The 20,242-nt window shown below is 70.6% G+C and carries 18 protein-coding genes; 7 read left to right on the top strand and 11 right to left on the bottom strand.

All coding sequences use genetic code 11. The features are described 5' to 3' along the window. Window positions 1-5: 5 nt before the first annotated feature. A complete protein-coding gene (locus CDO81_RS07885; protein ID WP_088482635.1) occupies window positions 6-926 on the bottom strand; it encodes a hypothetical protein in 921 nt (306 codons plus the stop codon). Then, window positions 926-1,762, bottom strand: coding sequence for a pectate lyase (locus CDO81_RS07890; RefSeq protein ID WP_088482636.1), 837 nt, complete (start codon window positions 1,760-1,762; stop codon window positions 926-928). Before CDO81_RS07890 ends, CDO81_RS07885 begins: the two co-directional genes overlap by 1 nt. Window positions 1,763-2,203: 441 nt before the next feature. On the opposite strand from CDO81_RS07890, the gene CDO81_RS07895 reads away from it, so the two are divergent. Next, complete coding sequence (locus CDO81_RS07895; protein WP_158218189.1) at window positions 2,204-4,096, top strand: M61 family metallopeptidase; 1,893 nt, start codon at window positions 2,204-2,206, stop codon at window positions 4,094-4,096. Here the strand turns inward: CDO81_RS07895 and CDO81_RS07900 are convergent. From CDO81_RS07900 to CDO81_RS07915, 4 genes are read right to left on the bottom strand one after another with little or no spacing between them, the layout of a single operon-like run. Beyond that, on the bottom strand, window positions 4,083-4,655 hold the full coding sequence (locus CDO81_RS07900; RefSeq protein ID WP_144397165.1) for a DUF2894 domain-containing protein: 573 nt from the start codon (window positions 4,653-4,655) through the stop codon (window positions 4,083-4,085). The two genes, CDO81_RS07895 and CDO81_RS07900, sit on opposite strands and share 14 nt — an antisense overlap. Before the next feature lie 11 nt (window positions 4,656-4,666). Next, the gene (locus CDO81_RS07905; protein ID WP_088482639.1) at window positions 4,667-5,347 is read right to left on the bottom strand and encodes an OmpA family protein; all 681 of its coding nucleotides are present in this window, start codon (window positions 5,345-5,347) and stop codon (window positions 4,667-4,669) included. Then, a complete protein-coding gene (locus CDO81_RS07910; protein ID WP_088482640.1) occupies window positions 5,340-7,865 on the bottom strand; it encodes a coiled-coil domain-containing protein in 2,526 nt (841 codons plus the stop codon). Before CDO81_RS07910 ends, CDO81_RS07905 begins: the two co-directional genes overlap by 8 nt. Next, complete coding sequence (locus tag CDO81_RS07915; RefSeq protein ID WP_158218190.1) at window positions 7,862-8,548, bottom strand: DUF3348 family protein; 687 nt, start codon at window positions 8,546-8,548, stop codon at window positions 7,862-7,864. The genes CDO81_RS07910 and CDO81_RS07915 overlap by 4 nt, the downstream gene beginning before the upstream one ends. A 115-nt stretch (window positions 8,549-8,663) precedes the next feature. On the opposite strand from CDO81_RS07915, the gene dmeF reads away from it, so the two are divergent. After that, on the top strand, window positions 8,664-9,641 hold the full coding sequence (dmeF, locus tag CDO81_RS07920; RefSeq protein ID WP_088482642.1) for a CDF family Co(II)/Ni(II) efflux transporter DmeF: 978 nt from the start codon (window positions 8,664-8,666) through the stop codon (window positions 9,639-9,641). A gap of 1 nt (window position 9,642) precedes the next feature. After that, the gene (locus CDO81_RS07925; RefSeq protein WP_088482643.1) at window positions 9,643-10,749 is read left to right on the top strand and encodes a threonine aldolase family protein; all 1,107 of its coding nucleotides are present in this window, start codon (window positions 9,643-9,645) and stop codon (window positions 10,747-10,749) included. Here CDO81_RS07925 and CDO81_RS07930 read toward each other — a convergent pair whose 3' ends face one another. From CDO81_RS07930 to CDO81_RS07945, 4 genes are all read right to left on the bottom strand, one after another. Next, window positions 10,750-11,628, bottom strand: a complete 879-nt coding sequence (locus CDO81_RS07930; RefSeq protein ID WP_168928259.1) for an alpha/beta hydrolase — start codon at window positions 11,626-11,628, stop codon at window positions 10,750-10,752. Between the two features lie 108 nt (window positions 11,629-11,736). Continuing rightward, window positions 11,737-11,994 (bottom strand): translation initiation factor IF-1, encoded by a 258-nt coding sequence (gene infA, locus CDO81_RS07935; protein WP_088482645.1) that lies wholly within the window; start codon window positions 11,992-11,994, stop codon window positions 11,737-11,739. 89 nt (window positions 11,995-12,083) lie between these two features. After that, window positions 12,084-12,305 (bottom strand): hypothetical protein, encoded by a 222-nt coding sequence (locus tag CDO81_RS07940; RefSeq protein ID WP_088482646.1) that lies wholly within the window; start codon window positions 12,303-12,305, stop codon window positions 12,084-12,086. Between the two features lie 47 nt (window positions 12,306-12,352). Next, on the bottom strand, window positions 12,353-12,565 hold the full coding sequence (locus tag CDO81_RS07945) for a cold-shock protein (protein ID WP_088482647.1): 213 nt from the start codon (window positions 12,563-12,565) through the stop codon (window positions 12,353-12,355). Window positions 12,566-12,966: 401 nt separating this feature from the next. Here CDO81_RS07945 and CDO81_RS07950 point away from each other — a divergent pair, with 401 nt between their 5' ends. Both CDO81_RS07950 and CDO81_RS07955 read left to right on the top strand, forming a co-directional pair. Then, window positions 12,967-16,311 carry a PAS domain S-box protein gene (locus CDO81_RS07950; protein WP_088482648.1) on the top strand — a complete coding sequence of 1,115 codons (3,345 nt, stop codon included), beginning with the start codon at window positions 12,967-12,969 and terminating at the stop codon, window positions 16,309-16,311. 23 nt (window positions 16,312-16,334) lie between these two features. Continuing rightward, entirely contained in the window at window positions 16,335-17,156 is an 822-nt protein-coding gene (locus tag CDO81_RS07955; RefSeq protein ID WP_088482649.1) for an SOS response-associated peptidase, read from the top strand. 12 nt (window positions 17,157-17,168) lie between these two features. Here the strand turns inward: CDO81_RS07955 and CDO81_RS07960 are convergent, their stop codons facing one another. Continuing rightward, window positions 17,169-18,071 carry a LysR family transcriptional regulator gene (locus tag CDO81_RS07960; protein ID WP_088482650.1) on the bottom strand — a complete coding sequence of 301 codons (903 nt, stop codon included), beginning with the start codon at window positions 18,069-18,071 and terminating at the stop codon, window positions 17,169-17,171. Window positions 18,072-18,169: 98 nt separating this feature from the next. Here CDO81_RS07960 and CDO81_RS07965 point away from each other — a divergent pair, with 98 nt between their 5' ends. Both CDO81_RS07965 and CDO81_RS07970 read left to right on the top strand, forming a co-directional pair. Continuing rightward, window positions 18,170-19,162 (top strand): DUF1852 domain-containing protein, encoded by a 993-nt coding sequence (locus tag CDO81_RS07965; RefSeq protein ID WP_088482651.1) that lies wholly within the window; start codon window positions 18,170-18,172, stop codon window positions 19,160-19,162. 42 nt (window positions 19,163-19,204) lie between these two features. Next, window positions 19,205-20,233 (top strand): methionine synthase, encoded by a 1,029-nt coding sequence (locus tag CDO81_RS07970; RefSeq protein ID WP_088482652.1) that lies wholly within the window; start codon window positions 19,205-19,207, stop codon window positions 20,231-20,233. The last annotated feature ends 9 nt before the right edge of the window (window positions 20,234-20,242 follow it).

The raw sequence follows: 20,242 nt of genomic DNA on the forward strand, positions 1-20,242 counted from the left end.
CCAGCTCAGCGCAGCCCGTCGATCAGCTGCTGGCGCTGCATGGGCGTCAAACCCGGTGCGCGGCCCAGCCATGCGGCGGCTCGCGCCGGGTCGATGTCCTGCAGATGGCCGGCCAGGGCCTGCCAGGCGGCCCAGCGGCGTTCGGGTGAGCTGATGCGGGCCACGAGGTCCAGCGCCTCGGCCGGTGCTTCGCGGGCCAGTTCATCGCTGGCGGCGTAGCGCGACAAGAGGGCATCCAGCTCCGCGGACGGCGCGGTGGCGCGCAGCCAGTCGCGGGCGCCGGGGCCGTCCTGGGCGAGCCAGCGTGAAAGGCCTTCTTCGAGCAGCGCCTGGCGCGTGTCGCCGGGAGGCAGTTGCGTGGCGAACATGGCGGCCGAGCGGGCGTCCTGGTGCAGCCAGCGGTCCTGCAGCGCGCCGAGCGGCGCCATCTGGCCGCTCGCCAGTGCCCAGCGGGCGGCCTGGTCGGGGGCGGTCTCGGCCCAGTGGTCGAGCAGTTGCTGGCGCAGTCGCGCGCGGGTGGTCTCGTCCAGCGGGGCGCGGCCCAGGGCCTGCAGCGCCGACAGGTGCAGGCGTTGTTGCGCCCAGCGGCTGGCCAGGGCTTCGTACAAGGCCGCGGCGCGGCCCGGCCAGCGCCGGGCAAAGGCCTCCAGCTCCGGCAGGGCGGCTTCGCGCAGGGTGCCCAGGCGCGCCAGCAGGCCAGCCTCGGTGGCGGTGGCGGTGGCGGTGTCGGTGGCAGACGCTGCGGCTGCCGTGTCGCCCGTGGTGGGCGCCGCCAGCCCGATCATCTGCAGCACCGGGCTGGGGGCCGGGCGTGCGCCGCTTGCCAGCACGACGGCCGCGGGTGGGGCGTCCGGGGCCAGCAGCGCGAACGCCCCCAGCCCGGCCGCCCCGGCCAGCAGCAGTCCCGCCAGCGGGCGCCCACGCATCACTTGAACACGCAGGCGCGTGCGACGTTGCTGGTGTTGGTGTCCTTCACCGGCTCATTGCCCGAGCCCGTGCCGACATAGCCTTCGCACTTGGGCTTGGAGCCGCTGTAGACGAGGTCGGTGATGGTGGCCGCGTCGTACTGGCCGGCGATGCCCGACTTGCTGTCATAGCTGCTGTTCACGCCCAGGCCGGCGACGTTCAGTTGCCCCAGGCGCACGCCCGAGATCGTCACCTTGCGGGCGTACTGGGTCGAGCAATTGCCGCACGAGCGGTAGAGCTTGCCGATGTTGTCGGCATAGAAGTCCTGGATGACCAGCGTGCCGTCGCCGTTGTGCTGGAACAGCTTGTCAGCCGCCTTGAAGGCGGCGCCGCCGCTGATGGTCAGCTTGCTGGTCACGCCGCTGAGCTTCTTCACGGTCGCGCCGTCCTCGCCCACGTCGGCCCAGTAGACGTTGGTGATGTTGCACTGACCGTAGCAGTGCACCCCGTCGGCGCCGCCCGCGGCCAGGTTGGTGCCGCTGCCGAGCGAGCCGTCGCCAATCACGACGTTCTTCACCGTCGAGCCGTTGTTCAGCTTGAACATCGGGATCTGGCTCTCGCTCTGCGTGCCTTTCATGTTGGACGCCGTGCCCACGAGGCAGACCCATTTGCCGTACTTCGCCAGCCCGTCCCAGGTCGTGCCCGCCGGCACGTCGATGGTGGCGCTGACGTTGACCTTGGTGCAGGCCGGGACGGTGCGCACGCCCGGCGCGGCGGCGGCGCTGCCGGCGGTGGCAATCAGGGCCAGGCCGAGCAGGCCCTGCCAGAAATGGCGCATGCGGTGCTTGAGTGTCATGGTGCTTGTCTCCTGTCGATGCTGTGGATGTGGCCGCCGTGTGCATGAGCGGCTCGGCGTCAGCGCAGGGTCGAAGCCAGCAGGGCGTCGACAGGAATCCGTGGGTGCCGTGACGGCCGCCCAGCACCGCCGGCAGGGGCGGTCGAGGCCTCGGTGGGAGGCGTTGGCGCTGAACGGAACGCATGTTCATTTTTTTGAAACGCCATTCCAATCGGCGATTGCCTGACGCTGAATCAGGGGGCAAGGCGGCTGCTGCGCCGCAGCATGGGTGATCCTCATCTCGCAGTCGCGGGCGTTGATCCATTCGCCGGGCGGGCGCCATCCTGGGGCCGCCGTGGCGTTCAGCATGACTTTGGCGCCCCAAGGGCCAGCGGCCTAGCATGCAGAGCTTCAAAGGATTCGCCGCACGAACCGGGCGTTTCTGCGCGCCGGAGGTCGGGTATGGAAGCGAAGAGGGGTTGGCCCTGCAGCCGCTGGCTGCGGGGTCTGTTCATGGGGGTCAGCGTGCTGGCGTCGGCTGTCGCGCCGGCACAAGCGAGCGGGCCAGCACCCGGGCCGGCTGTCATGGCCCTGCAGGTCGACGCGACCGACCAGGTCCACAAGGTCTTCCAGATTCGCCAGCGCCTGCCCGTGGGCGGCGACGGCGCCGTCACGCTGCGATACCCACAGTGGCAGGCCGCCAGCCATGCGCCGACCGGGCAGGTGGGGCGCCTCGCCGGGCTGGTTGTCCAGGCCAACGGGCAACCCGTCGCCTGGACCCGCGACCCGCTGGACCCGCATGCCTTCCGGCTGCGCGCACCGGCAGGCACGCGGGCGCTGGACGTGAAGTTCACTTACCTCTCGCCGCGTGTCGGGAATCTGGCGATGACGCGGCAGATCGTGAACGTCGGCTGGTCCAACCTGCTGCTGTACCCGGCGGGCGTCGACGTCCGGGAGCTCCAGGTGCAAGCCGAGGTCCGGCTGCCGGCCGGCATGCAGTTCGCCACGAGCCTGGAGGTTGACCGGCGCGATGGCGATGTCGTGCGATTCAGGCCCGCGTCGTTGCAGACGCTGGTGGATTCGCCGGTGATCGCGGGCCGGCATGTGCGCACGGTGTCGGTGTCGGACAGCCCTGATCTGCCCGTCACGCTGACCCTGTTTGCGACTCGGCCGGAAGACCTGGCGCTGCCCGAGGCCGCGTTCGCGCCGCTGCGTGCCTCGGTGGCCGAGGTGCAGCGGCTGTTCGGCGCGCGCCGGCGCGCGGCCTACCGTCTACTCGTGGTGCTCGACGAGCGCATGGGTGGCCCCGGCGGCATTGAGCATCGGCACTCGACGGAGACCTTCCTGCCCGCCAGCGTCTTTGCGCGGCCTGAAGACAACCTGCGCAATCTGGACCTCGCCCTGCATGAGTACATCCACGCCTGGAACGGCACCCAGTTCCTACCGGCGGGCATGGAGCAGCGCCATTTCAATCACCCGTTGCAGAACTCGTTGCTGTGGGTCTACGAGGGCTTGACCCAGTACCTGGGCAAGGTGGCGGCGGCACGCGGCGGCATGCGCACCCTGGCGCAGGCGCTCGACGACCTCGCCCTCGACGCTGCGGCGGCCGAGACCCGAGCGGCGCGCGGCTGGAAGCCCCTGCGTGACAGCGTCCACGACCCCGTCATCCTGTCCGGCCGTGGCATCGAGTGGCCCGACTTCACCGGCAAGAAGGACTACTACGTCGATGGTGCGCTGCTCTGGCTGGCGGTAGATGTCGAGATCCGCAGCCGCAGCGGAGGGCGCCTGAGCCTGGACGACTTCGTGCGCGTGTTCTTCGCCGAGCGCCGCGGCGCCGATGCGCTGCATGTCTATACCGAGGCCGACCTCCTCGCCACGCTCGAGCGGCTGGTGCCGGGTGACTGGCCGCGCTTCTTCGCGGCGCGGCTGGACACCCTGGCGGATGCCGGCCTTGTGCAGGCGTTGGCCCGTGGTGGTTACCGCCTGGCCTACGTCGACGAGCCGACCGAGACCTTCCGTCAGGATGCCCAGGACCGTGGGGTGGACGATTACCTGTCCTCCGCCGGGATGGCGGTAGGCAAGGCGGGGCTGCTGCGCGCCGTGCGTTGGGACGGCCCCGCCTTTCGTGCCGGGCTGACGGCGGGCGCCCGACTGGTGGGGATCAACGGTCAGCCCTACGACGCGGGCACGCTGAGGGCCGCGCTGGCGGCCGGTGGGCCGCTGGCGCTCGATGCCGAGATCGACGGCGAGCGGGTGGCGGTGAGGGTGGAGGCTGGCAGTGGCCTGCGCTACCCGCGGCTGGTGCGGTCAGAGCCGGGCCCGGCCCTCATCGACGCGATCTTCAGCCGCCCTTAGACGCCGCCACCGGCGGGCGCTTCGCGCGGGCGCGCTTGGCCGCGGGCCGCGTGGGCTTGTCAGTGTCGGCAGGCAGGGTGAGCGGCCCCAGTGCCGCCAGCGCATCCAGTTGCGTCAGCAACCGCTGCAGATAGTCGGGCGACAGGGTCTTGAGCTCCTGCAGCGCCCGGGCGACCAGCACCTGGCTGTTGAGGGGCCCCAGGTGCTCGGGCACCGGGGCGCTGACCTCGGCGAGGCGGCGGTTCAGGCGCAGGGCGCGCCAGGTGCCCTCGTGGGCCTGCACATGGCGCAGCTCGGTGCCGGCGGCCTGCAGTTGCGTCACCAGCGCGGCGAGCGGGCGCGGGGTGTCATCGCGAGGCGGCAGTGCCGGCGCAGGCAGGGGCGCGCCGGCCCGCTGCACCAGGCGCGCCACCAGCTGGGCCCGCAGCGCCTGCGAGGGGGCGCTCGCCGCGCGCCGCGCCAGGCCTTCGAGCACGCGCTGGCGAACCGGGTCGGCCGCGGCGTGCGCAGCCACCCAGGCGAGCGGGTCGTGCTGGGCGTCGTCTACAGCGTCGTCCATGGCGTCGTCCATCAGGGGGCTGAGGCGGCCGAGGCCGCGGCGCTGGCGGCGGCCGTCGCCTGGCGCGGCCGCGGGGTGGGGGCGATCTCCACGCGCCGGTTCAGCGCGCGGCCGGCCGCGTCGTCGTTGGAGGCCACGGGCTGCTGCGGCCCGAAGGCGGCGGCGAAGACGGCATCGGGCGGCAGGCCTTCGGCCATCAGCGCGCGGGCCACGGTCAGCGCGCGCTGGGCGGAGAGCTCCCAGTTGTCTGCGAACTTCGGCGCGCCCTTGCCGGTGATCAGGCCACGGTCGTCGGTGAAGCCGCTGACCATCAGGATCTCGTCGCGCTGTGCAAGGTAGGTGCGCAGCGGTGCCGCCAGGCTCTTGATGAGCGCGCGGCCGTCGGCATGCAATTGGTCAGAGCCCACCGCGAACAGCACCGCGCCGCTGATGCCGATGCGGCCCTCCACCAGCGTGATGCGGCCATCGGCCAGCGGCCCGGCCAGGGCGCGCTCCAGCGCCTCGCGGCGGGCCTGCTCGGCCTGGCGCTGGGCCACTTCGGCTTCGAGCTGGTTGGCCAGGTCCAGCTGGCCCACCAGGGCGGCCGCCAGCACGAGCACGAAGGCGCCCAGCACGCCGGCCATCAGGTCGCCAAAGGCGGCCCAGGCGGGCGCACCCACACCTTCCTGTTCGATCTCCAGCGGCTCATCCATGCGAGGCGGCTCCCTGCAGCGCGTCCAGCACCTGCTTCTGCGAGCCCAGGCACAGGTCGATCACCTCGCGGGCCTGCGCCACGTAGTAGCCCAGCTGCTCGTCGCTGCGCGCCATGGTGCTGCCCAGGCGCTCTTCCAGGGCGGCCAGGTGCTGCACGAGCTGCGCGTTGGCGGCCTGGTATTGCTCGACCGCGGTGCCGAAGCCTTCGCCCAGGCTGGCCATCTCGGCCGCACTCGCGGCGATGGTGGTCGCCGCCTCCGCCAGGGCCTGGCCGGTCGCACCAGACTGCTCCGTGAATCGCTCGCCCAAGGCTTGCAGCTGTTCGGCCGAGCGGCTCACCAGCGTGTCCACCTGCGAGGCGGCGCTGTCGACGAGGGTGTCCAGCGCGCTGCGCTGCTCGCCGGCCGCCTGCTGCAGGGAGGCCAGCAACGTGGAGACGGTCTGCATCAACTCGGCACGCTCGGCCAGCGCGGCGCGGTCCTGGGCCTGGCTTTGCGCCAGCTGCTCGCGCAGCGCGGCCACCACTTCCACGGCCGCACGCGGCGCCTCGCCAGCGGCCTTGAGCAGCTCGCCCGCTTCGGTGAGGGTGCTGCGCGCCTGGGCTTCGGCCTGGGCGACCAAGTTGCGCGTGTGCGCCAGCAGCCCGTCGGCGAGCTGCTGCTGCTGCGCCAGCTGCGTGGCGCCAGCCGCCTGCAGCTCGGTGCGCCAGGCGGCCAGGCGTTCGGCATCGTGGCGTGCATGGGCCGACTGCAGCTCGCCATGGGCCTGGGCGATGGCGGCGATGGCGGCCTGGGTCTGCTCGGTGAAGCGGGCGGTCAGCTCGGCCAGTGCGGCCTGGGCACGCTCGCCGCTGGTGGCCAACAGCTGCTGCGCCGCGTCGCGCTGGGCCGCGAGCAGGCGCTCGTTGGCGTCGCGCTGTTCAGCCAAGGCCTGGGCCTCGGCACGGGCTTCGGCACGGCGCTGGGCGTCGAGCTCGCCCTGCAGCGCGGCATGGCGAGTCTGGGTCTCGGCGATGCGGTCGAGCAGGTCTTGGGTCTGGGTTGCGAAGCCCGTGGTCAGCTCGGTCAGGGCGTTCTGGGCGCGGGCGCCGCTGTCGGCCAGCAGCTGTTGCGCGGCCTCGCGCTGGGCGGCCAGCAGGCGCTCGTTGGCGCCGCGCTCCGCGGCCAGGGCTTCGCGCTCGGCCTGCAGGGCGGCGCGCTGTTGTGCCTCCTGCGCGGCCTGGGCAGCGGCGCGCTGGGCTTCGCGCTCGGCCTGCTCGGCCTGCTGGCGGGCCTGGGCCTCGGTGAGGCGATCCAGCAAGGCCTGCGTCTGGCTGGCGTGGCGCTCGGCCATGGCGGCCAGTTCGGCCAGCAGCGCCTGGGCCTGCTCGCGGTTGCGCTCGGCCAGGCGGTCCACGGCCTGCTGGGCGGCAGCCTGGGTCTCGCTGAGTTGCTGCAGGGCCGCCTCGCGCTGCCGGGCGAGTGCGGTGGCCTGGGCGGCCAGGGCTGCTTCGCCCTGCTCGGCGATGCGCGCCGCGCCCGCCTCGAAGCGCGTGGCCACAGTTCCCAGCTGCTCGGTCACCTGGGTGCTCACGGCGCCGAGCTGCGCGGCCACTTCGCTGCCCACGCGTTCGTGCAGGGCCGAGGCCTCGCGAGCGATGCCGGCCATCACGGCTTCGGCCGCGGGCTGGATGGCTTCACCCGCCAGGCGCGCGCTTTCGGTCAGGCTCTGGCGCAGCGTGGCGTCCACGCTGGCGGCCAGGGCGGTGTAGGCCTGGTGGGTCTCGCCGTGGAACTGCTGGTTCTGCGCGGCGATCTGGTCAGCCATCTGGCGGGCGTACTGCTGCAGCTGGGCCACGAGTTCGAGCTGGTGCTGGCGGGCGGCCTCGGCCGCGGCGGCGCGGGCGGCTTCTTCGGCCAGCGCGCGGCGGTGGGCGGCGGTCAGCGGGCGCAGCGGGCCGAGCAGGGCCACGTCCAGCTGGGCCGATGCGGCGGTGCGCTCGCGCCGTGCCAGGGCCACCATCAGGCCCAGCATGGCCGAGCCCGTCACGCCGGCCACGCTCGCACTGAAGGCCAGGCCCAGGCCCTGCACCGGCGCGCCGAGCGCATTGCGCAGCGCGGCAAGGTCGGCCGTCTGGCCCAGGGCCGAGGCCGTGCTGCTCAGCGTGATGACCAGGCCGATGAAGGTGCCCAGCATGCCCAGCAGCACCAGCAACCCGGCCAGGGCCGGTGCGAGCGACAGGCCCGGCAGCATCACGCGCAGGCCCTCCAGGCGCTGCTGCACGGCCGCCCGCAGGCTGGCAGGCAGGCGCGCCACCCAGGTGTCGTCCGGTGGCATGGCGAGTGCCGCCTCCAGCTCGCGGCTGGCGCGGCGGAAGGCCTGCAGCTCCATCGCACCAAGCGCGAAGAAGGCCGCGATCAGCAGCGTCATGGCCAGCGCCACCGGGTGGTGGCGGCTCGCGGCGAGCGCCGCACCGGCAATGCCTGCCAGGCCGGCGGCCAGCGCGAAGGGGTAGAGGGCGTTCAGGAGGCGGTTCATCGGGCAGCGTCGTCGTGCAGGGCCTCGATCAGGCCCAGCACCGGTTGAAGTCGGAGGTCGAGCTCGGCCCGCAGCAGGCGCTGCAGGTCGGCCCAGAAGCGCGCGCGCCAGCCGCGCGGGTCGGCGGCGTGGTGTCGCTCGGCGCGGCGGGTGAGCAGGGCGGGCAGGCCGGCCAGGCGCTCGCGTTCGGGGCCCAGGGTGGCGCGCTCCAGCAGCGCGTCGAGCTGGGCCAGGCGCGCCAGGGCGCCGGAGCTTTCGGCGAGGTGGGGCCGCAACCGCTCACGCAGCGTGCCGATGCGGGCGGCCATGCTGCGCTGCTGCTGCGCATGGTGCAGCCGGTAGGGCGCCAGCAGGTCGGGCAGCGACACGCCCTCGGGCGCGGGCTCGGCCGATTCGCGCGCCAGCAGGGCGTCATCGAAGGCGGCGGGCAGTTCCGCCTGCAGCCGGGCCAGCGCGGCATCCGCCCAGTCCAGCGCCTGGGCGCGGGCCTGAGGGTTGCCGGCCGTGGCGGCGGGCGCGGCCAGCACCTGCGACAACCCGATGGCATCGGCCCAGCCCAGCCAGCCGCCCAGGCGTTCGGCCACCGGCGGCGTGGCGGCCATGGGCACGTGGGCGACGCCCCATTGCAGCAGCAGCCGGGCCAGGGGCTCGGCAGGGTGGGGCTGCGGCAGGGGCGAAGACATGCGGGTGGGCGCGTTGGGCAAAAAGGGCAAGATTTTAGTGACCCGCCGGATGCGCCTCCAACCCGGCCTCAGCCCGTCACCATCGGGCCTCTCTCGTCGGCGCAGAATGCGGCGCATGCATTCCCACGACCTCTCCGAATGGCGTCACGACCACGTCTTTGACGCCGGCAATGCCGCCGCCGAGCGCGGCACCCGCTGGGTGATGTGGATCACGCTGGCCATGATGGCCGTCGAGATTGCGGCCGGCTGGTTTTACAACTCGATGGCGCTGCTGGCCGACGGCTTTCACATGAGCAGCCATGCGGTGGCCATCGGCCTGAGTGCCTATGCCTACGCGACCGCCCGGCGCCACGCCAACGACCCGCGCTACGCCTTCGGCACCTGGAAGATCGAGGTGCTGGGCGGCTTTGCCAGCGCGGTGTTCCTGCTGGTGGTGGTGGCGCTGATGGCCTGGGGCTCGATCGAACGGCTGATCAAGCCCGAGGCCATCCACTACCCCGAGGCCATGGCGATTGCCGTGCTGGGCCTGGTGGTGAACCTGGTGTGCGCCCTCATCCTGGGCAAGGCGCATGACCACGGGCATCGCCATGGTCATGATCACCACGGGCACGCGCACCACGGTGACCACCACCACGGCCATGATCACCACCACGACCTGAACCTCAAGTCTGCCTACCTGCACGTCATCGCCGACGCTGCCACCTCGGTCGCCGCCATCGCGGCGCTGGCGGGCGGCTGGTGGCTGGGTTGGGCCTGGCTCGACCCGGTCATGGGCCTGGTGGGTGCGGTGCTGGTGGCGGTGTGGGCCAAGGGCCTGATCGCCGAGACCAGCCGTGTGCTGCTCGACCGCGAGATGGACCACCCCGTGGTGGACGAGATCCGCGAGGTGGTGGCCGAGCAGGGGGCGGCCTCGCACACGTTGATTGCCGACCTGCACGTCTGGCGCGTGGGCCGCGCCACCTATGCCTGCGCGATGAGCCTGGTCACGCACGACGCCGCGCTCACGCCACGCGAGGTGCGCGCCTGGCTGGCGGTGCACGAGGAGATCGTGCACGCCACCATCGAGATCCACCGCTGCACGAACGATCACTGACATGGCCACCGCCTACAGCAACACCACCCCCAACGCCGACATCGACCTGCGCAACCGCTGCACCCGCTGGCTCAACGGTCACCGGCCGCTGCGCAGCATGCGCGAGTCGCTGCTGGCGCTGGCCGAGGCCCCCGAGGCCGACCTGGCGCTGGACGTCTATGGCCAGGGCGAGGCCCTGCAGACGCTGGAGGCTGACGTGGCCGCGCTGCTGGGCAAGCCGGCGGCGCGCTTCCTGCACAAGGGCGTGGCAGCCCAGCTGGCGGCGCTGCGTGTGCATGCGGGCGAGGGCGATGGGCCGGTGGCCTTGCATCCGCAGAGCCATATCGCCATCGACGAGGCGAATGCCGTCGAGCAGCTGATGCGCCTGCGCAGCCTGCCGATGGGATCGACCGATGTGCCCAGCGGCGTGGCCGACCTGGCAGCACTCGCTGAGCGCCCGGGAGTCGTGACCGTGGAGCTGCCGCTGCGGCGCGGCGGCTACCGGCTGCCCACCTGGGATGAGCTCGTGGGCATCAGCTGCTGGTGCCGCGAGCGCGGCGTGCCGCTGCACCTGGACGGCGCGCGGCTCTGGGAGGCGTCGGCGCACTACGAGCGCCCGCTGGCCGAGATCGCGGCGCTGGCGGACTCGGTCTATGTGTCGTTCTACAAAGGCCTCGGGGGCCTGGCGGGCTGCGTGCTGGCCGGCAGCGCCGAGTTCATCGCCCAGGTCACGCCCTGGCAGACGCGGCTGGCCGGCAACCTCTACACCGCCTACCCGATGGTGCTCAGCGCGCTGCAGGGCCTGCGCCGCCGGCTGCCGCAGATGCCGGCCTACCGCGCCCGCGCGCAGGCGCTGGCGGCGGTGCTGGCCGCAGAGCCAGGTTGGCGTGTTGCGCCGGAGGTGCCGCAGGTGAATGCCTTCCAGCTGCATCTGCCCGTGGCGCCCGAAGCGCTGCGCGAGGGGCTGCTCGCCGTGGCGCGCGCGCAGGGCTTTTGGCTCGGCGCGCGGGCGGTGGCCTCGCATCTCATCGACGGCGGCGCGATGGTGGAAGTCGTCATCGGCGATGCTGCCGCGGGGTGGACGGATGCCGAGGCGCTCACCGCCTGGCGGCAGGCCGTGGCGGGCTGATCAGCGCGGCGGCGTGCGCTGGATGAAGGTCACGACGTCGTCCAGCACCGGTGCCAGCCAGCGCAACGGCGCGCCGAAGGCGCCGATCAGCGTGGCGTGGCTGACGCCGTCGTAGGTCTTCACGGTCACGGGGACATGCAGCGCCTGCAGGCGACTCGCCAGGCCCAGGGTGTTGCGCTGCGGGTCGACCAGGCGGTCGTCGCGCGCGGCGCCCAGGAAGGTGGGGGGTGCCGTGCGGCTGACATGACTCACCGGTTGCGAGCCGGGCGGGTAGTTGGGGTGGAAGAACACCGGCTGGGTGTCTTCGTTGGTCATGGGCAGGAAGTCGTACGGCCCGGCCAGGCCGATGAAACCGGCCAACTCGTCAGGATGGTGCGCGCCGGCCGGGTTGCCCTGCAGCCAGCGCGCATCCAGGGCCAGCATGGCCGCGTTGTAGGCGCCGGCACTGTGACCCATCACGAACACCCGGCGCGGGTTGCCGCCAAGGGGCGAGGCGTGTTCGAGGCCCCAGGCCAGGGCGGCGGCGCTGTCGCGCAGGAAGTCTGGGTAGCGCACCTCGGGGTAGAGGCGGTAGTCGGCCACCAGCGTCAGGATGCCGCGGGCGGCGAGGGCCTCACCCACGAAAGCGTAGTCGCCGCGCGCGCCGCTGTTCCAGGAGCCGCCGTAGAAGAACACCACCACCGGCCAGCCGCCCGTCGGCGCGGGCTGCGCCGGGCGGTAGATGTCCAGCTTCTGGCGAGGGCCGTCGCCGTAGGCCACGTCAGCGGTGCGGGTGTGGGTGCCGGCGGGGGCCAGCGCGTTGAGGGCCGTGATCGGCGAGCAGGCCACCAGCGCCAGCGCCGCCACCAGGGCCGCGAGCAGGGCCCAGCCGAACTTCATCGCCGCCATCGTCGGGTTCCGTCCTTTGAGATGCAAAGGCCCGCATGGTGCGCAAAAAAACGGCCGCCCGGTGTAGTCCGGGCGGCCGTTCGATGGGGGCCGGTCAGGTCAGCGACGGGCGCCTGCGGTCGGCGCGGGGCGCGGGCCACCGAGGTGACGGAAGGTGATGCGGCCCTTGGTCAGGTCGTAGGGCGACATTTCCAGGGACACGTTGTCGCCGGCCAGGATGCGGATGTGGTGCTTGCGCATCTTGCCGCCGGTGTAGGCGATGACCTTGTGGCCGTTCGTCAGCGTCACGCGGAAGCGCGAGTCCGGCAGGATTTCGTCGACGACGCCGTGCATTTCGATCAGTTCTTCTTTGGCCAAGTGTGGGGCTCCGTTTGCGAGTTGTTGGACGGGGGCCGGGCCCGAAGGCCCTGCCGGCACGAGGTGCGGCCGCTTGCCGCAGGCGCTGCTCAGTGGCAGCGCGCCCAGGCCAGGCCTTCGGCGCGGGCGTAGCGCAAGGCCGCGCCCGGGCTGATGAACTGGGGCGTGAAGCGCATGACGCGGTCCACGCTGGCCATGCCGCGTCCGGAGCGGATCGACACCAGGGCGTCGAAACCACCGCCTTCGCGGGCCTGGGACATGGGTGAAACGATGAAACGTCCCACCGGGATGATGTTGTTGTTGTTCTTCAAGTACTTCTTTACTGAAAGGGGCGCCGCTCGGGCGCCCCGGGCACGCCTTACAGCGTGCGGATGTTGGAGGCTTGCGGGCCCTTGGCGCCTTGGGTCGATTCGAACGAGACCTTGGCACCTTCGGCCAGCGTGCGGAAGCCGCCGCTGTTCTTAATTTCGCTGTGGTGGGCGAACAGGTCCTTGCCGCCCGCGTCAGGCGTGATGAAGCCGAAGCCCTTGCCGTCGTCGAACCACTTCACGGTACCGGTTTGAGTCGTCATGGTGTTTCCTTTGAAAAGATGGAATGGAGAAACCTCCCGCTGGCGACATGCCTGACGGGAACAGAAACACTCAAGAACACTCGCCGGGGAGTTGGCTGAAGCGAGCCGCTCGCAAGAAGGGCCAGGGGGTGGCCAGCGGGGCTGCAGATAAGACCTTGAGGAAACGGTCTTGCGCGAATCTATGCCCGCTAATGTACCAGCCGTGTCAAGCCCTGCGGCGCAGCAGGGGTGGGTGGGTCGGCGTGGGCGATGCAACCGTTGTCAAGTTGCGTGGCAATTGCACATAAATGGCCGTCAATTTGCGTTGAAAATAATTTCTGGCGGCGTTTGCAATCGATGCAGGCCGCCGCTGCAAGACGGCCGGCTGCCCGCATCCGCACGGCCCAGGAGACGAGACACCCATGATTCCCCCGGCGCTGCCCCCCGATGAGGCTGAACGCCTGAAGGCGCTGCAGCAGCTGGCCGTGCTCGACACCCCGGCCGAGGCGGCCTTCGACGCGCTGGCGCGGGCCGCGGCGGCGTTGTGCGGCGTGCCGATCGCGCTGGTGTCGCTGGTGGATGCCGACCGCCAGTGGTTCAAGGCCCGCGTGGGCCTGGACAGCACGCGCGAGACTCCGCGCGAGCAGGCGTTCTGTGCCCACGCGATCCTGCAGGCAGACGTGTTCGAGGTGACTGACGCGCAGGCCGACCCGCGCTTTGCGGGCAACCCCCTGGTCGCCGGCCCGCAGGGCATTCGCTTCTACGCCGGCGCGCCGGTGACCCTGCCCGGCGGCGCGGCGGTGGGCACGGTCTGCGTCATCGACCGCGTTCCCCGCCAGCTCGACGAGCGCCAGCGCGAGGTGCTGGCGGAGCTGGCCCAGGCCGCCTCGGCCCTGCTGCAGGCACGGCGCGACGCCCACACCCTGGCGCAGAGCGAGGCCCGCTACCGCGCGCTGGCCGAGCTGTCGCCGGCCGGGCTCTTCCTGGGGGATGCCGACGGCCAGTGCACCTACACCAACCCCAGCTGGCAGGCCATCCACGGCCTGTCGCTGAGCGAGAGCCTGGGGCTGGGGTGGATGCAGGTGGTCGAGCCTGCGGAGCTGGAGCGGCTTGGCGGACAGTGGCGTGCCGCCATTCGCGAGCGGCGGCTGTTCGATGAGGTCGTGCGGGTGAGGCGCCTGGATGGCAGCGCCTGCGTCGTGCGCAGCCGCTCCGCACCGCAGTTCGACGACCAGGGGCGGCTGACCGGCTTCGTCGGGCTGGCGGAAGACATCACCGCATCGCATGTCGAACAGGAGCGTCTGGCCGACGAGCGCCAATACCTCGCCTCCGTCATCGAAAGCACCGGCGTGGGCACCTGGGAGTGGCATGTGCCCAGCGGCGCGATGCGCATCAACGAGCGCTGGGCGGCCATCCTCGGCTACACGCTGGAGGAGCTGGAGCCGGTGTCCATCGACACCTGGCGGCGCCTGGTCGACCCTGAGGACGAGGCCCGTGCCCGGATCGCCCTGCAGCGGCACTTCAGCGGCGAGCTGCCGCAGTACCGCTGCGAGGTCCGCATGCAGCACAAGGCCGGTCACTGGGTCTGGGTGCTGGCCGTGGGCCGGCTGCTGTCGCGCGCGGCGGATGGCACGCCGCAGTGGGCCTTCGGCACGCACCTGGACTTCAGCGAGCAGGTGCGCCATCGCGAGGCGGCCGAGCAGGCCTACCGGCGCATGGAGCTGGCGCTGGAAGGCGGCGGCGTGGCGCTGTGGGAGTACGACGTCGCCCGCAACCAGCTGAGCTGGCAGCAGCGGCTGGAGGCGCTGTATGGCCTGCCCGACGACGCGCCCGCCATGACCTACCCGGAGTGGCTGGCCGTCATCCACCCGGACGACCGCGAGCGTGTGCAGGCCGAGATCGGCGAGGTCATCTCGGGTCAGCGCGATTACGACATCCGCTTTCGCGTGCAGCGGGCCGACGGTGCGCTGCGCCACATGCATTCCATGGCGCGCTGCCGCTACGACGGCCAGGGCCGCGTGGCCGGCCTGCTCGGCGCCACCTGGGACACCACCGAGCTGAACGAACTCAGCGCCGAGCTGGCCGAGCAGCACGAGCTCATGCGGGTCACGCTGAAGTCGATCGCCGACGGCGTCATCACCACCGACCAGCGCGGCTGCGTGACCTGGATGAACCCGGTCTCCGAGCGCATGACGGGCTGGCTGGCCGCCGAGGCGCGGGGGCGGCCGCTGGAAGAGGTGTTCGTCATCCGCTCCGAAGAGACCCGCGCCCTCGCGGCCAACCCGGTCCAGGCCTGTCTTGCCACGGGGGAGGTCGCAGGCCTGAGCCCGCACACGGTGCTGATCTCGCGCAGCGGCGAACACTTTGGCATCGAAGACTCTGCTGCTCCCATCCGCGACACACGCGGCCGGGTGCTCGGCGCCGTGCTGGTGTTCCACGACGTGACCGAGCAGCGCCGCCTCAGCTCGGAGATGACCTACCGCGCCAAGCACGATGCGCTCACCGGCCTGGTCAACCGCCAGGAGTTCGAGCACCGCTTGCGGCGCGCGCTCGAGCAGGCGCGGCGCGACGCAGCCTGCCACACGCTGCTGTTCATCGACCTTGACCAGTTCAAGCTCGTCAACGACGCCTGCGGCCACCAGGTGGGCGACCAGCTGCTGCGGCAGGTGGCCCAGCTCATCGGCACGGTCGTGCGCTCGCGCGACACGCTGGCGCGGCTGGGCGGTGATGAGTTCGCCGCGGTGCTGGAGCAATGCACCAGCGATCAGGCCCAGCGCGTGGCGCAGCAGATCTGCGACCGCATCGACGAGTTCCGCTTCGTGCACGACGGCCGGCGCTTCCGCATCGGGGCCAGCATCGGCCTGGTGCAGGTCGATGCGCGCTGGAACGACCTGGCCGCCCTGCTCAAGGCCGGTGACGCCGCCTGCTATGCCGCCAAGGAGGCCGGCCGCAACCGGGTGCACACCTGGTACGAGTCCGACCGCATGATCCTGGAGCGCAGCGGCGACATGCAGTGGGCCACGCGTCTGGCCCAGGCGCTGGACGAAGAGCGCCTCGTGCTGTTCGGCCAGCGCCTGCAGCCTTTGAAGGAAGGGCCGGACGGCCTGCACGTCGAGGCCCTGGTGCGCATGCGCCAGCCTGACGGCAGCCTCACGCTGCCCGGCAGCTTCCTGCCCGCCACCGAGCGCTTCGGCCTCGCGCCGCGGCTGGACCGTTGGGTGGTGCGCGAGGCGCTGCGCTGGCTGCACGACCATGGCGCCGGCTGTGGCCTCGCCTGCCTGCATGTCAACCTGTCGGCCCAGTCGCTGGCCGATGCGAGCTTTCGGCGCGACATCCTCACCGTGCTGGAAGACGCCGGCACCGCCAGCTGCCACGCGCTGTGCTTCGAGATCACCGAAACCGTGGCCCTCGCCAACCTCGGTGAGCTGGCCGCCTTTGTGGACGGCGTGCGCGCCCGCGGTGCGCGTGTCGCGGTGGACGACTTCGGTGCCGGGGCCTCCCACTTCGGCTACCTGCGCTCGCTGAAGGTGGACATCATCAAGGTCGATGGCCAGTTCATCAAAGGCATGCTGCGCGACCCGCTGGACGATGCGTCGGTGCGTGGCTTCCTGGAAGTGGCGCGCGTTCTGGGCGTGCAGACCGTGGCCGAGTTCGTCGACGAGGCCGCGGTGCTGACCCGCGTGCGCGAGCTGGGCTTTGACTTCGCGCAGGGCTACTTCATTGGCAGGCCGCAGCCGTTGTCCAGTTGCACGGCCGGCGCAGTCTGAGGCGGCCCGCCTATGCTTGCGCCATGTGCAGCAACTACAAGCCCGTCACGCTGCAGGACCGCCTGCTCGCCCACTTCGGCGTGGCCCGGCCTGACGATGCCGAGCCGCCCGAGCTGACCTACGCCGGCCGCGCGGCGCCCTTCATCGTGCGCACCGACCAGCGCGAGGCCATCGCCTGCGAGGTCGGGCTGTACGGCCTGCTGCCCGACTGGGCGCCCAACCTTGCCTTCGGCCGGCGCACCTACAACTGCCGCACCGAGACCATGCGCAGCAAGCCGAGCTTCCGGCAGGCCTGGTTCGAGGGGCGGCGCTGCGTCATCCCGGTGGAGATGCTGTTCGAGAACTGCTGGGAGACCGGCGACCCGGTGCGCTGGGCCATCTGCCGCAGCAATGGCGACCCGATGGCGGTGGCCGGCCTCTGGGGCGTCTGGCACGACCCCGAGGGCCGCGAGGTGCTGAGCTTCACCATGCTCACCGTCAATGCCGATGGCCATGGCGTGTTCGGCCGCATGCACCCGCCCGGCGACGAGAAGCGCATGCCCGTCATCCTGCGCATGCAAGACCAGCACGCCTGGCTGCACGGCAGCCCCGCCGAGGCCCTGGCCTTCATCCGTCCCTTCCCGGCGGAGATGCTGCGCGCCGAGCCCGATCCCGCTGCCTGGAAGCCCCTGGCCGAGCCCAAGAGCTGGGCTGCTTCAGAAGACCTCTTCGCCGACGACTGGCACCAGGCCGCGGCCGACCCCAAGGCCCGGGCGCTGAAGGCGCGCCGCACACGCGCGGCGCCGCCACCGCCGCCTCCGGCGCAGGGCGGGGACAGCGGTGAGACGGGGGATCTGTTCGGCTGACGGCAGGGGCGCTCAGGTGCTGCTGTCGGCCGTCGCACCCTGGCGCGCGAGCTCGATGAAGGCCTTCAAGTAGTCGATGTGCAGTTCGCTGTCGCGCGCGCCCAGGTAGATCTGCTTGGCGACACCCTTCTTGCCCAGCTGCACGGGCACGACGTCCAGTCGTTCGGCGTATTCCTCGACCAGCCAGCGCGGCAGGGCTGCAACGCCGCGGCCGCTGGCGACCATCTGCAGCATGATGTCCGTGGTCTCGATGCACTTGTGGCGTCGCGGTGAGATGCCGGCGGGCATCAGGAACTGGGTGTAGATGTCGAGCCGCTCGATGTCCACGGGGTAGGTGATCAGCGTCTCGGACGTCAGCTGCTGTGGCTTGGCATAGGCGGCGTTGGCCAGCGGGTGCCCGCGGTTCACCACCAGCACCTGCTCGTAGTCGAACACCGGCTCGAAGTGCAGGCCGGGCTTGAACAACGGGTCTGGCGTCACGAGCAGGTCGATCTCATAGCCAAACAGCGCACCAATGCCGCCGAACTGGAACTTCTGCTTCACATCCACGTCCACGTCCGGCCAGGCGGCGAGGTAGGGCGAGACGACCTTCAGCAGCCACTGATAGCAGGGGTGGCACTCCATGCCGATCCGCAGCGTGCCGCGCTCGCCCGCCGCGAACTGGCGCACGCGCTGCTCGGCCAGCTCCAACTGCGGAAGCATCCGGTTGGCCACGGCCAGAAGGTATTCGCCCGCTTGCGTCAACCGCAAGGTCCGCCCTTCGCGCAGCCAGATTTGCGTGCCCAGCTGGTCCTCCAGCTTCTTCATCGCGTGGCTGAGTGCGGACTGGGTCACGCAGAGCACCTCGGCGGCGGCCGTCAGCGTGCCGGTGCGTTCCACCTCCCGGATCACGGCGAGATGAGTGCGTTCAAGCATGAGCGAAATTGATTGAACGTTGAGAAATGACCATTTTACGTCATGGGTTGGGCTGCCTACGATGCCGCCATCGACAGGCCCTCGGACGCCCTCACGCCATGCCCACCTTGAACCCACCGCTTGCCTTCGCGATCCAGCGCGTTTGCTTCGATGAGCATTACCAGCCGTCTGACAGCACGCGCATCACCACCAACTTCGCTAATCTGGCCCGCGGGGCCAAACGTCAGGAGAACCTGCGCAATGCGCTGAAGATGATCAACAACCGCTTCAACGCCTTGGCCCGCTGGGACAACCCCGGCGCCGACCGCTACGCCGTCGAGCTCGAGATCATTTCCGTGCAGATGCGGTTTGGCGCTGATGGCCCCGGTGACGCCGTGCCGGCGATCGAGGTGCTGAAGACCCACATCCTCGACAAGCAGACCGGCAAGCGCACCGAGGGCATCGTCGGGAACAACTTGTCGTCCTACGTGCGGGACTACGACTTCAGCGTGCTGCTGCAGCGGCACAACCAGAACCGGACCGCATTCAGCATCCCCGACAACTTTGGCGACCTGCACGGCAAGCTCTTCCAGCACTTCGTGCATTCCGAGGCCTACCGGCAGAACTTCGCCAAGCCGCCGGTCATCTGCCTCAGCGTCTCGGACAACAAGACCTACCACCGGACCGAGAACCAGCATCCCGTGCTGGGCTTGGAGTACGTGCCCGAAGCGTCATCACTGACCGAGCGCTATTTCAAGAAGATGGGTCTGCAGGTGCGCTTCTTCATGCCACCCAACAGCGTGGCGCCCCTGGCGTTCTACTTCTTTGGCGATCTGCTCAACGACTACACGAACCTTGAGCTCATCAGCACCATCAGCACGATGGAGACGTTCCAGAAGATCTATCGGCCGGAGATCTACAACGCCAACTCCGTCGCGGGCGCCTGCTACCGGCCGGACCTGAAGAACCCTGACCATTCGATCACCCAGATCGTCTACGACCGCGAGGAGCGCAGCCGCCTGGCCGTCGAGCAGGGCCAGTTTGCCGAGGAGCACTTCATCAAGCCCTACCAGGCGTTGCTTGAGCAGTGGACGGCCGGCCCCCTGCACTGACCGATCGATCGACCCACACAGAGCAAAGGCTCGCGCAAGACCATGAAAAGACTCCTCCCCACCGCAACGGCAGGCAGCCTGCCCAAGCCCGCCTGGCTCGCTGAACCCGAGAAGCTCTGGTCGCCCTGGAAGCTGCATGGCGCTGAACTGGCCGAGGGCAAGCGCGATGCGCTGCGGCTGTCGGTGCAAGAGCAGCAGGTGGCGGGCATCGACATCGTCAGCGACGGCGAACAGTCGCGCCAGCATTTCGTCACGACCTTCATCGAGCACCTCGATGGCGTCGACTTCGAGAAGCGCCAGACCGTCAGGATCCGCGACCGCTACGACGCGAGCGTGCCGACGGTGGTGGGCCCGGTGTCACGGTCAAGGCCGGTCTTTGTCGAAGACGCCCGATTCCTGCGCCGCCAGACCCAGCAGCCCATCAAATGGGCGCTGCCCGGCCCCATGACGATGATCGATACGCTCTACGACGCGCACTACAAGAGCCGCGAGAAGTTGGCGTGGGAGTTCGCCAAGATCCTCAACCAGGAAGCCCGGGAGCTGGAGGCTGCCGGTGTCGACATCATCCAGTTCGACGAACCGGCCTTCAACGTGTTCTTCGACGAGGTCAATGACTGGGGCATTGCCGCGCTGGAGCGGGCCATTGAAGGGCTGCGGTGCGAGACCGCCGTGCACATCTGTTACGGCTACGGCATCAAGGCCAACACGGACTGGAAGAAGACGCTGGGGGCGGAGTGGCGGCAGTACGAGCGCACCTTCCCGAAGCTGCAGGCCTCCGGCATCGGCATGGTGTCGCTGGAATGCCAGAACTCGCGCGTACCCATGGATCTGATCGAACTGCTCCGCGGCAAGCAGGTCATGGTCGGCGCCATCGACGTGGCCAGCGAGACCGTGGAGACGCCGGAGGAAGTGGCCGCCACGCTGCGCAAGGCGCTCCAGTTCGTCGATGCCGACAAGCTCTTCCCGTGCACGAACTGCGGCATGGCGCCGCTGTCGCGCACGCTCGCCCGGGCCAAGCTCGAAGCCTTGAGCGCCGGTGCCGCCATCGTCCGCAACGAACTCGCTCACTGAGTCGCTAAC

Source organism: Roseateles puraquae, assembly GCF_002205845.1.
GTDB lineage: Bacteria > Pseudomonadota > Gammaproteobacteria > Burkholderiales > Burkholderiaceae_C > Pelomonas > Pelomonas puraquae.

Coding starts and splice junctions, on each gene's coding strand:
- CDO81_RS07885 (WP_088482635.1), bottom strand. CDS start 926: ATGCGTGGGCGCCCGCTGGCGGGACTGCTGCTGGCCGGGGCGGCCGGG.
- CDO81_RS07890 (WP_088482636.1), bottom strand. CDS start 1,762: ATGACACTCAAGCACCGCATGCGCCATTTCTGGCAGGGCCTGCTCGGC.
- CDO81_RS07895 (WP_158218189.1), top strand. CDS start 2,204: ATGGAAGCGAAGAGGGGTTGGCCCTGCAGCCGCTGGCTGCGGGGTCTG.
- CDO81_RS07900 (WP_144397165.1), bottom strand. CDS start 4,655: ATGGACGACGCTGTAGACGACGCCCAGCACGACCCGCTCGCCTGGGTG.
- CDO81_RS07905 (WP_088482639.1), bottom strand. CDS start 5,347: ATGGATGAGCCGCTGGAGATCGAACAGGAAGGTGTGGGTGCGCCCGCC.
- CDO81_RS07910 (WP_088482640.1), bottom strand. CDS start 7,865: ATGAACCGCCTCCTGAACGCCCTCTACCCCTTCGCGCTGGCCGCCGGC.
- CDO81_RS07915 (WP_158218190.1), bottom strand. CDS start 8,548: ATGTCTTCGCCCCTGCCGCAGCCCCACCCTGCCGAGCCCCTGGCCCGG.
- dmeF (WP_088482642.1), top strand. CDS start 8,664: ATGCATTCCCACGACCTCTCCGAATGGCGTCACGACCACGTCTTTGAC.
- CDO81_RS07925 (WP_088482643.1), top strand. CDS start 9,643: ATGGCCACCGCCTACAGCAACACCACCCCCAACGCCGACATCGACCTG.
- CDO81_RS07930 (WP_168928259.1), bottom strand. CDS start 11,628: ATGAAGTTCGGCTGGGCCCTGCTCGCGGCCCTGGTGGCGGCGCTGGCG.
- CDO81_RS07945 (WP_088482647.1), bottom strand. CDS start 12,565: ATGACGACTCAAACCGGTACCGTGAAGTGGTTCGACGACGGCAAGGGC.
- CDO81_RS07950 (WP_088482648.1), top strand. CDS start 12,967: ATGATTCCCCCGGCGCTGCCCCCCGATGAGGCTGAACGCCTGAAGGCG.
- CDO81_RS07955 (WP_088482649.1), top strand. CDS start 16,335: ATGTGCAGCAACTACAAGCCCGTCACGCTGCAGGACCGCCTGCTCGCC.
- CDO81_RS07960 (WP_088482650.1), bottom strand. CDS start 18,071: ATGCTTGAACGCACTCATCTCGCCGTGATCCGGGAGGTGGAACGCACC.
- CDO81_RS07965 (WP_088482651.1), top strand. CDS start 18,170: ATGCCCACCTTGAACCCACCGCTTGCCTTCGCGATCCAGCGCGTTTGC.
- CDO81_RS07970 (WP_088482652.1), top strand. CDS start 19,205: ATGAAAAGACTCCTCCCCACCGCAACGGCAGGCAGCCTGCCCAAGCCC.